Source organism: Spirosoma humi, assembly GCF_054776575.1.
Genome location: NZ_BAAHBR010000002.1, coordinates 387,354 through 399,863 on the forward strand (window position 1 = coordinate 387,354; position 12,510 = coordinate 399,863).

General features: G+C 52.3%; 7 protein-coding genes. 5 read left to right on the forward strand and 2 right to left on the reverse strand.

Going from position 1 to position 12,510, the window contains the following annotated elements:
- Positions 1-64: 64 nt before the first annotated feature.
- On the reverse strand, positions 65-517 hold the full coding sequence (locus ACYU8Y_RS03445; protein ID WP_460934226.1) for a hypothetical protein: 453 nt from the start codon (positions 515-517) through the stop codon (positions 65-67).
- 125 nt (positions 518-642) lie between these two features.
- On the opposite strand from ACYU8Y_RS03445, the gene ACYU8Y_RS03450 reads away from it, so the two are divergent.
- From ACYU8Y_RS03450 to ACYU8Y_RS03470, 5 genes are all read left to right on the forward strand, one after another.
- Entirely contained in the window at positions 643-939 is a 297-nt protein-coding gene (locus ACYU8Y_RS03450; RefSeq protein WP_460934228.1) for an SCP2 sterol-binding domain-containing protein, read from the forward strand.
- A gap of 185 nt (positions 940-1,124) precedes the next feature.
- Positions 1,125-3,098, forward strand: coding sequence for a sensor histidine kinase (locus ACYU8Y_RS03455; protein WP_460934230.1), 1,974 nt, complete (start codon positions 1,125-1,127; stop codon positions 3,096-3,098).
- 102 nt (positions 3,099-3,200) lie between these two features.
- Positions 3,201-5,069, forward strand: a complete 1,869-nt coding sequence (gene treZ / locus ACYU8Y_RS03460; RefSeq protein ID WP_460934232.1) for a malto-oligosyltrehalose trehalohydrolase — start codon at positions 3,201-3,203, stop codon at positions 5,067-5,069.
- Positions 5,070-5,257: 188 nt separating this feature from the next.
- Positions 5,258-8,686, forward strand: coding sequence for a HEAT repeat domain-containing protein (locus ACYU8Y_RS03465; protein WP_460934234.1), 3,429 nt, complete (start codon positions 5,258-5,260; stop codon positions 8,684-8,686).
- Between the two features lie 398 nt (positions 8,687-9,084).
- The gene (locus ACYU8Y_RS03470; RefSeq protein WP_460934236.1) at positions 9,085-11,826 is read left to right on the forward strand and encodes a YncE family protein; all 2,742 of its coding nucleotides are present in this window, start codon (positions 9,085-9,087) and stop codon (positions 11,824-11,826) included.
- Here ACYU8Y_RS03470 and ACYU8Y_RS03475 read toward each other — a convergent pair.
- Positions 11,823-12,371: an RNA polymerase sigma factor gene (locus tag ACYU8Y_RS03475; protein WP_460934238.1), complete on the reverse strand. Its 549-nt coding sequence runs from the start codon at positions 12,369-12,371 to the stop codon at positions 11,823-11,825. The genes ACYU8Y_RS03470 and ACYU8Y_RS03475 overlap by 4 nt on opposite strands.
- Positions 12,372-12,510: the final 139 nt, after the last annotated feature.

The following is a 12,510-nucleotide window of genomic DNA, read 5'->3' on the forward strand; positions in this document are numbered from 1 at the left end:
TTAGGCGGTTTAGTAAAATCTTGTCTGAAAAAAAAAGTCATTACTTGAGTACATTGCTGGTCACTTAACTCATTTCCTTGAGTGAAACCCAGTATAGCCCCGCAAAGAGTATACTGAAAAACACACCAAATGAGGTGTTTAACGCCCCAAAACCAGCCAGTGCAACGGGCAAAACCAAACCAACGGCTATTCCGGCCACATAAACCCAGAAGCCAATCCGGCGTAATCGAAACATCAGAAAGGCACCAATGAGAGTGAGCAGTGAATAGATGAACTGCGCTACTGCCAGCAATTTAATTTGCTCGGGGTTGCCCGGCAGAGGAACATCGTCCGACGAACGGTCTTCGAAGTATTGTTTTTGCTGTTTGTCCTGCTTCGGGTCTGTGCGTTTCTGCTCAACGTAAACCGTTTCAGAAACGGCGTCTGTTTGTACGAAGGAGACAAGGGCATCGAGCAGGCCCCAGGCGCAACTGAGAAACGTAAGGATGCAGAGGAGAGTTAAGAATTGAGAACGCATAGAGAACGCAGACCACCGTCTGCCGTGAAATTTAAGCGGGCAGAATGTCCGCGTTACCTGGAAACCTTATTTTCGCGGCTGAGTTTCTTTTCATAAGACGTTTATACCAACGAAATCCAAATCAGATGACTCTGCAAGAACTAACCGAGCAAATTCGTACCAAAGTTACGCATGCCGATTCTATTAATGCTACGATCAAGCTAGTGACCGATCAGGGGCCGATCTACATCGATGCCAATCAATCGCCCGCTGTTGTGTCTAACGACGATAAGCCCGCTGATTGCGATTTGCAGGTAAGCATCGACAACCTCGTTAAAATGGGTACCGGCGACCTGAATCCGATGATGGCCGTTATGACGGGAAAACTAAAAATTAAAGGGGATATGGGTATTGCCATGAAAATGGGCCAGATAATGGGTTAACGATAAGCGCGTGAATGGGCTGATCGGAAACGCCGTGTGCTACCGGTTTGCCCGCTCACGCGTATGTTACCCATTCATGGCAGAAAAACGGAAGAGCCTGCCGGTTTAAGTTCGACAACGGCTTATACGTAATGACTTGTTTATTAATTAGTGCCGTTATACATTAGTGGTTACCTCGCCTACTGATGATACGTCTGCGCCTACTCGTCCTGTCGTTTTTGCTTTGTTGCCAGATAGGGCCACGGGTATCGGCACAACCCGTAGGCAGTCAGCCCATTGTGGTTCTACCCGCCGGGGGTGATCAACCGGTATTGAAGGGGGCGCTGGCTTTCCTGCGCGACTCATCGCATACACGGACAATCACCGATGTGATTCAACTGGCCAATACGGCCGCTTTTCTCCCCGTAACATCGCCCGTACCTAACTTCGGCGTCATTACAGGTACGAAAGCCGCCAGCCCGTTATGGCTCCGGTTCCGGCTGAACAACCCGGTGAATACGCCACAGAAATGGCTTGCCGAAATTGACTTCTGGTGCTTCGATGAGCTTCAGCTGTTTATCGTCGATGCCCGGAATAACATTTTATTGACGTCACCGACTATTGGCTGGAAAACACGGGCTACCCAGCGAATGCTACACAATCGCCATTTCTGGTTTCCGTTCACGGTTCCTGCCGGGCAGGTCGTAACGGCTTATTTACGAGTCGTCAAACACCGGGGGGCGCAGGTACTTCCGATCGAGCTGGTTCGGGCCGCCGACTATGAAACGGTCGTTCAGCAGAGTTATCTGTTTTGGGGCGGGGTGCTGTTCACCCTCACGTTCGTGGCCATGATGAGCCTCATTTTCTTTCTGACCACGTTCGATCAAATCTATTCGAGGTATATTTTCTGTTTGCTGGGCCTGGTGGGTTTCTTTGTCATCAATGACGGCTTTTTAAATCAGTTTGGTTTCGATGTTCAGTTCTGGATGCCCCGCCAGAACGTTTACTTTCTGTTTCCCCTCATCCTGTTCTATTCGCAGCTAACGTTTGTGCGGCAGTTTTTAAATCTGCGGAATACGCCTTCGTACCGCTGGCACAAAGTTGGTAAGGTCGTGCTCTGGTGCGGTGTTCTCTGTCTGGTTGCCCTGACCGCCGAATGGTTTACCCCGTTGTCGCCCACGATGGAGCTGATTATGGTCCGTCTGTTTTCGGCTCTTTACTGGCTACCGCTGCCGGTTATTGTGGCGTACATCACGATCAGCATCGTCCGTCGGTATCATGTGCAGGAGGCCTGGCTTTATCTGATCGCGATTTTACCTTTCTACACACTTAACCTTGGGCTGGTCTTTGCCAATTTTGGCTTGTTGCCCACCTTCTATCCCGTCTCCTGTTTTGCCTACTATGCGCCAGCCGCTTTGTTTGAAGTGCTGGTACTCATGGTCGGGTTGGCGTACCGATATAAACTGGATCGCGACCAGACCGAGAAACTCATCAAAGAGCGTACGGTGCAGCAGCAGCGTGTGTACGAATCTGAAGTGCAGACATTGGGTCTGAAAAATAACCTGCTGGTCGAGAAGGAGCGCATTGCCCGCGATTTGCACGACAACGTAGGCGCCCACCTGGCCTTCGTGGTGACAAACCTGACCCATATTAGTGATCAGGCCGAAAAGACGCCCATAACCGATGGACAGCGGTTGTCTGGCCAACTCAGGACCATTGTTACGCATACCCGCGAAGCGGTAAAACTGCTGCGCGAAACGATCTGGGCCATTCATCAGGAAAGCTTTACGGTCGAAGAATTTGCCGAGCGGCTCAACCAATATATCAACCGCTATGTGCACGAAACCAACGGGCTTCACGTCGATGTTCAGGTGTCGGGTTCGCAGGCCTATAAGCTGAGTTCATCGCAGGTGCTGAACCTGTTTCGCATTGTACAGGAAGCCCTCAACAACGTTGTGAAGCACGCCAGAGCCACAGAGGCCATTGTGAAATTGTCCGTCGAGGCTGATGGACACATCAACCTGCGCATACACGATAACGGGCAGGGGTTCAGCTGGACAAATGGCGCGGTGGCCAGCCATCACTACGGCCTGCGCAACATGGAAACGCGAGCTCAGGAGTTGGGCGGAACATTCCGGGTATTCATCGAAGAGGGCACGACCGTCGAAGTGGCGGTGTAAAAACAAGTGCTGCAAAGCCGTTAAAAACCATTTTCCTGCTAACACATGGCTGCTGCAGCGTGTTGTTTGACTAACCACTTACTCAACCATTGATCATATCCTATGAATCAGGCACTACTAAGCCGCCGACTGCTTGGCGTTACCTTTACGCAGGATGGCGCAACGGCGCGGGTCTGGGCTCCTTTCGCCCAGAGTGTCGCTCTCCATCACGGTGATCGCCAACTGACGCTTCCACTGCTGAAGGATGGTGCCTACTGGCAGCTGACTACGGCCCAGCTACAGCCCGGCGATACATACACGTTTATCCTGAACGATACCCTCGAACGGCCCGACCCGGCGTCGATGGCGCAGCCTGGGGGCGTACATGGCCCTTCGCAGGCGGTGGATACGGCTGCGTTCCACTGGACAGATGCCGACTGGCCTAATTTGCCGCTGGAAGATTATTTGCTCTATGAACTTCATACGGGCACATTCTCACCCGAAGGTACGTTCGCCGGGATCGAGAATCGGCTGGATTACCTGGTGGAACTGGGTATCAATGCCATCGAAATTATGCCCGTTGCGCAGTTTCCTGGCAATCGGAACTGGGGGTATGACGGGGTATTTCCTTTTGCCGTTCAACATTCGTACGGTGGAGTCGAGGGGCTGCAGAAACTGGTCGATGCCTGCCACCGCCGGGGGCTTGCCGTTGTGCTCGATGTCGTGTATAATCACATCGGGCCGGAAGGCAATTACCTGGGCGACTTTGGCCCTTATTTTACCGCCAAACATCAAACGCCCTGGGGGAATGGCCTCAACTTCGATGATGATTACAGCGATAGTGTCCGCCGGTTTTTCATCGAAAACGTGTTGATGTGGTTTCGGGATTTTCACATCGATGCGTTACGGCTGGATGCCGTTCATGCCATTTGTGATGAGAGCGAAACGCACATCCTGCGCGAAATAAAACAATACGTCGATGCGCTGATGGCGAAAACCGGGCGGCAGCATTACCTGATCATCGAATCAGATCAAAATGAAACCCGGTTCATCGACCCGCTGGCCACGGATGGCTACGGCATGGATGCCCAGTGGAACGATGAATTCCATCATGCCCTGCGCGTCACGGCGGGCGGGGAACGCAATGGCTATTATGCGGATTACAATGGACTGCAGGACCTGGCAAAATCGTACCGGGACGCTTATGTGTACGACGGCACCTACATGCCCCGGCGCGCCCGAATCGTAGGGAAATCGACGGCGGGTCATGCCGGGCGGCAGTTTGTGGTCTTCTCGCAGAACCATGACCAGATCGGCAACCGGATGCTGGGCGAACGACCCAGCCAACTGGTTAGTTTTGAGATGCAGAAACTAATGGCTGGTGCCGTTATGAGTAGCCCTTACCTGCCTATGCTATTCATGGGCGAGGAGTGGGGCGAGTTGAATCCGTTTCTGTATTTTGTGAGCCATTCAGAACCTGCGCTGGTGGAGGCCGTCCGGCAGGGGCGAAAGAAAGAATTTGCTGATTTTCAGTCGGATTTTGAGGCTCCCGATCCGCAGGACGAGCGCACCTTTGACCGCTCCAGACTTCAATGGGCCCGGCTCACGCAGGAGCCGCACCGAACACTTTTTCGGTATTACCAAACGCTGCTGCGTTTGCGAAAAACGTCCTCTCTGCGCCACCCAGACCGGGAGTCGGTAGCCGTGGTTGTGGACGATCTTAAGCAGACGCTCACCTTGTTTCGGCAGCATAAAAAAGAAGTACAGGCCGGTTCGTTTGCTATTGAGGAAACCGTCGTCTGTTTGATGAACTTCTCTCAGAGCCCCCAGCCGCTCACGCTGCCAGCCAGCGATGGCCCGTGGCATAAATTACTCGACTCCGCCGAACCCGCCTGGCGTGGCTCCGTGGCGGCCCCGTTACTGCTGGACGGACAGGCATCGGTCGTTGTCCAGCCCGAAGCCATTCTCATTTACACCAGTGCCAGCCGTTAAACGAAAAATCAGCTATACGTACTCGTGAAAACATATTCCTGAACTAAAGTAGTGTAAGCCGAAAAACGTCTTTGAACTTCTAAGGTGAAACGTCAATTTTGGGTTCGTTAGAATGGGTGTGAAATACGGCCTACACCAAACCTGACGCATCGGCGTTCCTTAGATCGACCTGTTAACAGCTGTTTAGAATGAAAAAAGGCAAGGCATTTTTAGTGGTAAACAAAAAAGTAATCTGGCTGTGCGCGCTGGCCCCGATGCTGGGGCTGCTCGGCTACCAGAACGAAAAAGACCCCATCGACCGGCGCATCAAGCGGATGGCTCCCGAAAAAGCGGCCGCACTCGCGAAGGCTATCGAAGCGACGGTAACCCCCGAACTAGCCGAAGGACTTACGCTTCGCTTATGGGGGGTAGACTCGTTGGTTGCCGATCCCATCGCCATCGACACTGACGAAAACGGACGGATCTATTATACCCGAACGAACCGACAGAAAAACACCGAGTTCGATATTCGCAGCCACCAGGATTGGGAGATCGAATCGAACCGGCTGCAAAGTATCGAAGACAAACGGGCGTTTTTTCACCGTGTGCTATCGCCGGAGAATAGTAAGAAAAATGAATGGCTCAAAGACCTTAACGGCGATGGCTCCCACGATTGGCGCGACATGACTGTTGAGAAGGAAAACGTGTACCGGATCGAAGACACCAACGGCGATGGCGTTGCTGATCAGACGCAGTTGGTTGTGAACGACTTTCATGATGAAGTGACCGACGTAGCCGGGGGCGTGATGATCAATGGCGACGATCTATACGTAGCCGTTGCGCCTGACCTGTGGCGCATGCGTGACAAAGACGGCGATGGAATTGCCGAAACAAAAACATCCATTTCACACGGATACGGTGTGCACGTCGGTTTCGGTGGGCACGGCATGTCGGGGATTGAAATGGGGCCGGATGGCAAAATATACTGGCAGATCGGCGACATTGGCTTCAATGGCAAAGGACCCGATGGTAAGAAATGGGAACATCCGAACAGTGGCGTCATTGTGCGGTCGAATCCCGACGGCAGCGACTTTGAGGTATTCGCCCACGGTGTTCGGAATACTCACGAGTTTGTGTTTGACGAATACGGCAACCTCATAAGCGAGGACAACGACGGCGATCATCCGGGCGAAAAAGAGCGGTTGGTGTATATTGTCAACGGGTCGGACACGGGCTGGCGCAGTAACTGGCAGTACGGCAAATACCGCGATCCGAACAACAATACGTACAAAGTCTGGATGGACGAGCAAATGTATAAACCGCGCTTCGAGGGGCAGGCGGCTTACATCACGCCAACCATTACCAACTTCGTGAGTGGCCCGGCAGGGATGCGTTATAACCCCGGTACAGCCTTGAGTCCGGCCTACAAAAACATGTTTTTTGTGGCTGAATTTGTCGGGAATCCGGCCAAGTCAGGTATTCACGCTTTTAAGCTAAAGCCCAAAGGGGCCTCGTTCGAATTGGGCGAACAGAAAAAAGTGCTGGGGAATGTGCTGGCTACGGGGATTGATTTTGGTCCCGACGGTGCCTTGTACGTAGCCGACTGGATCAATGGCTGGGATGCCAAAGATTATGGCCGTATCTGGAAACTGGACGATAAAGCCGGGGCTGGCTCCGCTGATCGGCAGCGAACCAAAGCGTTGCTGGCCGAGAAATTCGCTTCCCGTTCCGAAGCTGACTTAGCTGAATTGCTGAAGAATCCGGATATGCGCGTTCGGCAGAAAGCCCAGTTCGAACTGGTCAAACGGGGGGCGAAAGGAGCCGATATGCTGACCGCTTCTACAAAACAAACCGATAACCAGCTGGCCCGCGTTCATGGTATCTGGGGAATCAGTCAGTTGGCTCGTCAGGATAAACAATACGCCAGGCTGTTGTTGCCTTTGTTGCAGGACAAGGACGCTGAAATTCGGGCGCAGGCAGCGAAGTGGCTGGGTGATATTCGGTACAAGGAAGCCGGTGACGCCCTGATTCCACTCCTAAAAGACGCCAACAGCCGTGCGCGCTTCTTTGCCGCCGAGGCTCTTGGACGGATCGCCTACGAACCTGCTATCCAGCCCATCATTCAACTATTGGAGGCCAATAATGACGAAGATGCGTACATCCGTCATGCGGGTAGTCTGGCGCTGGCCCGTATCGGCAAACCGGCTCCGGTCGTGGCGTTGTCGAGCAGTCCATCAAAAGCTGTTCGGATTGCGGCTGTCGTTGCCCTTCGTCGGATGAACGACCCCGGTATTGCCAGCTTCCTGGCCGATAAAGACGAATTTGTCGTGACCGAAGCCGCTCGGGGTATCAACGATGATTTATCCATTCCGGCGGCCCTGCCCGCCCTTGGGAAAGTGATTCAGAACACGAGTTTCACCAACGAACCATTGATTCGTCGGGCCATTAATGCGAATCTGCGGGTAGGTACGCCCGAAGCGATGCAAACCCTGATCGACTATGCGCAGAAAGAAGGGGCTCCCTTAGCCATGCGTGCCGAAGCCTTGGAAGCGCTCAGCACCTGGGCCAAGCCATCGGTTCTGGACCGTGTCGATGGCCGTTATCGGGGCGTTATCGAACGCGATCCGGCCTTGGTTAAAACCAAAACGGCTGACCTCTACACCAAACTATTGACACATCAGGAACTAGCCCTGCGGCTAAGTGCCATCAAGGCGATTACAAAGTTGAACCTAACGGAAGCTTCGGAACCGTTATTCAGCCGGTTAACGGGCGATAAAGAACCCGTAGTGCGGGTAGCTGCCTTACGGGCACTGGCCTCGCTGAATGACAAGCAACTGAGCAAAGCCATTGAAACGGCGCTGGCCGATAACGAAAAGAGCGTGCGGGTGGCCGGACTGGACTTAGTGGCCAAATCGAGTATGCCGAAAGATCGCATGGTGACGCTGCTCTCGGAAGTGATCAACAACCGCACAACGGAAGAGAAACAGGCGGCTCTGCTAACGCTCGGTAAACTGCCCGTTGCCAATTCGCAAAAGGTATTCGATCCGTTGCTGGCCAAGCTGTCGGCAGGTACGCTCTCGCCCGAACTTCAGCTGGAGCTGGAAGAAGCGATCGAGAGTAGTCATTCGCCCCAGTTAACGGCCCGGTACAAAGCCATTACAGCCAAGTTGTCGCCCGATGCGCTGGCGGCCTCCTACAAGGGTAGTCTGCTGGGTGGAGAGCCTGATTTAGGTCGCCGGATTTTCTTCCGTCACCAAACGGCACAGTGTATTCGGTGCCATTCGTACGACGATCTGGGTGGTAATGCCGGTCCTCGTTTGAACGGGGTTGCCAGTCGGCTCACCCGCGAGCAGTTGCTCGAAGCCCTCATCAACCCCAGCGCTCGGCTGGCTCCCGGATTTGGAACGGTTAATTTGACGCTCAAGAATGGGAAAACCGTCAGCGGTATCCTACAGGGCGAAACCAATACCGAGGTGATGGTCAAAGTAGGCGACCAGCCCGATACGGCGGTTCGGAAAGATCAGATTGCCAAACGCGTGAATTCCCCGTCGAGCATGCCCGAAATGAAGTACCTGCTCACGAAGCGGGAAATTCGGGATGTCGTTAGCTTTTTGTCGACTCTGAAAGAGACGAATTAGGAGAGAGATCCGTGACATCTATTGCCCGCAGTCATAAACGGTTGTTTATAACTGCGGGCTTTTTTTATAACAGACGATTCGCTGACACGCGTGTGACCTGTTACGTGGTTTCAGTCTCTTAAAACTGACATGAGCGGTTTCTTAAAACCGCCTTAACTAAATTGGCGTGGTAGGTTTTGAGAAACCTGTCGAGTCCGTTTCTTAAAACGGACTTCACCCCAACGATACAGGTTCGTTTCCTCACGAATCTGGAAAGATACAGCTTCGCAAAAACGAAATAACTGATTCGTAATTCCATGTTAAGCGTACGTGAAATCCTTTTTTTTACGTGAAATAGGCCTTAGCTTGGTCGTCATTATCGGTTTTCGATACCGTGCCAAACCGCTTTTTTTGCGCTTATGAAAATCAACGTTGCGTTCGTGAGTTCTGGACTTTCTACGCTGGTCAGCTTGTTTTTACTGGCTGGGTGCCATCATTTCGGCCCCATCAGCGGGAAGTTGGGTAAGCCTTCCTCGGCTTATAAAACACCAACTGACGACGGCCCTCTGGGCGATACATCGCCCTTCCTGATGCCCTATAACCGCATTATCGACGGGGCAGGGCAGTCCGTTAGTTTTGGCGATGCCAGCGTTGAAAACCATAGCCTGGATGCTGTGTTGCTGCCCGACAAGAAGACACTGGTGGTGGAAGATCGTTTCGGCATTGCTTTTTTTGATGTAAAACAGCGTAAACTCATTTCGCGCTGGGACTATACTAAAGGCTCCGATCTTAAAGGGAGCATGAGTTCTTTTTCGGGAATTAAAGCCGTCGTTCATCACGATTCAACCTATATTTTCTGGGGTGCCGGTGGCCGGGGAAAACCCAATTCACACGTGATGCAAGTCGTTTGGAACGGCTCGCGTGCTCGTCTGGTTCGGGCCATTCCGTTTGCGGCCATCGCGCCCGCCACCATTGCACTACCCAATGAAGTGGTCCTTCAGGAAGAAGCGGGTGAGTTGATGTTATACACCGTTCTTAACGGCAATAACCAGTTGGTCAAACTCCGGGTGAAAGACCAAAAAGTAATCTGGACGGCACCCACCGGTGTAGCCCCTTTCGGCCTGACCATTCTTGGGACAAAAGCCTACGTGACCAACTGGGCCGGGCCGGTTCCCGATTCAACCAATGGGTTCGAAACGGCCGGTGTTCCCTGGGGAAGTGCTTACGTTGATCCAAAAACGGGTGCCATGGCCCGTGGTACCGTATCGGTAATCGATGTAAGGCAGGGGAACGTAGAGCGGGAACTGTCGGTCGGGCTGCACCCGAACGCCATTGTCAGCAGCCCCGATAAGAAGTTTCTGTATGTTGCCAATGGCAACAGCGATCATGTGTCGATTATCGACGTACCGACTCAACAAGTCATTGACTCCGTTTTCGTGGGTTTATACAATCGGGGAAACGGCTATATTGGGAGTACACCCAACGGGCTGGCGATCAGTCCAGACGGGACCACGCTGTATGTGTCCAATGGACTGGATAATGCCCTTTGTGTAGTTGGGCTAGGTAATAAAGCGTCCAGTGCAGGTAAGGGAAACAATATAGTTAAAGGGTATATCCCAACCCAGGCTTATCCGGCGGGGCTGGTGCTGCATAATAATGAGTTGTACGTGACCAATCTGGAAGCCATTGGCGCGCGTATTGCCAACCCGGTCGATCAGGGCGGACAGGGGAAAAATCCTGCGGGAGGAAATCTGAAAGCTTATAACTCGCACAAGCAACTGGCGTCTATATCGTTTATTCCGGTTCCTGATCAACAGCAGCTGGACGCGTATACCGAAAAGGTAAAAAAGCTCAGTCTGCAATTTCGGCTGGCCTTGACGGAGCAGGCTCCCCGCCCCAATATGCCTCCCAGGCCCGTACCTGAGCGTATTGGAGAGCCGTCGGTATTTACCCATGTACTGTACATTATCAAAGAAAACCGGACCTACGATCAGGTACTGGGCGATTTGCCGCAGGGCGATGGCCTGCCCGAACTGTGCATATTTGGCGATAGCATTACGCCCAATCAGCACCAGCTTACGAAAGATTACCTGCTGATGGACAACTACTATGTTTCCGGCAAATCGTCGGCAGAAGGGCACCACTGGGCCAGCGCGGCCATGGTTACCGATTACACTGAGAAAAGCGTACGGGCCTGGTTTCGGAGCTACCCGCACGTGCTGTACGATGCAATGGTGTACGACAAAAAAGGACTGATCTGGAACAACGTGCTCGATCACGGCAAAACCGTACGTATCTACGGTGAAGCCTGTTCCTGCGCCTACGATAAAAAAGCGTACGACTGGAGCAAACTGTTTCAGCTGCGGCAGGAGAGCAAACCGTTTTCGTTTACCAACACCACAACCATTTCGCGGGTGAGACCCATCCTGGCTATGGATTTTCCGGGGTGCGATGACGAAACGATCAGCGATCAGATGCGCGCCGATGCCTTTATAAACGAGCTGAACAGAACAGCGGCCGACCCCAGCGCCGACTTGCCGAACCTGATGGTTATGTCGCTGCCCAACGACCATACATCAGGTATGAGCCCCGGTTTCCCAATACCACGGGCTATGGTAGCCGATAACGATCTGGCCGTTGGTCGAATTGTAGACGCTGTGACTCACAGCCGGTTTGCTGCTTCGACTGTCATTTTCATTACGGAAGATGACTCGCAGGCGGGTTGGGACCATGTATCGGCTTATCGGACAACGGGTTATATTGTTAGTCCTTATTCGCGTTTAAAGAAAACGGTTCATACGAATTACAACCAGACATCGGTTGTTCGAACGATGGAGCAGATTCTGGGCCTGCCGCCTATGAACGTTATCGATGCGACGGCCCTGCCTATGTTCGACTGTTTCAGCGAAAAGCCTGATCTGTCCTTTGCCTACAAGGCGCTACCCAACCGAGTTGCGTTAACCGACATGAATCCATCGCCAACCGGATTGAAAGGAGCATCGTTGCGGTTTACCAACCAGTCCGTCCGGTATGGATTTCACCAGATCGATCGCGGACATGATGACCTGCTGAATCGAATTTTATGGTTTACCGCCAAAGGCAAAAAACGATACCCCGCCTGGTTGGCTGGTTCCGAGGAGGACGACGATGATGACGATTAACCCGTTATCGTCCGGTATAATTGCTTGACCTTGGTTCGTGAACGTTTGAGCCTCATCTTTACCGCACTTTCTTTCAGATTCAGCTGAAGGCCAATCTGACTAAGCGGTAGGCCATCCTGGTACTTGAGCCTTAATACGGTAGCCTCCTGCGGAGGGATGCGCTTCATAACCTGTGCCAACTGATACAGGGCGTAATCAACCTTCTCCGCTTCCTCGGTACTTGTACAAGGGTAATCCATATCGTCACTTAGGTAGGTTATGGCCAGCCGGTTGGCACGCTTAAGCTGATCGAGGCAATAGTTATAAGAAATACTGTATAACCAGGTTGAAAAGCTGGACCTTCCCTGAAATTGGTCTAGATGAGCGAAAATTCGAATAAAAATGTCGTGGGTGAAGTCCTGCGCCTTTGCCGGATCTTTTGTCATGGAAAAACACTGCTGATAAACCTTGCCCACATTCCGGTTATAAAGGTTTTCGAAACAACCGCTAAACGTTGCATTCAGGTGCTGCCGGATCATCTCCTCATCACTCAGACTAGGGTTCATAGTAGGAATAGGTAGTAGTTCGGTAAGGTGGAGTACTGACTTTGAATACTGCAAACTTGTCCTTAAATCATAATACATGAGATGAGATTTCGATGAACTGCCTATTTTGCCAGGTTTTTGGTAAGAATCCTCTAGTTTT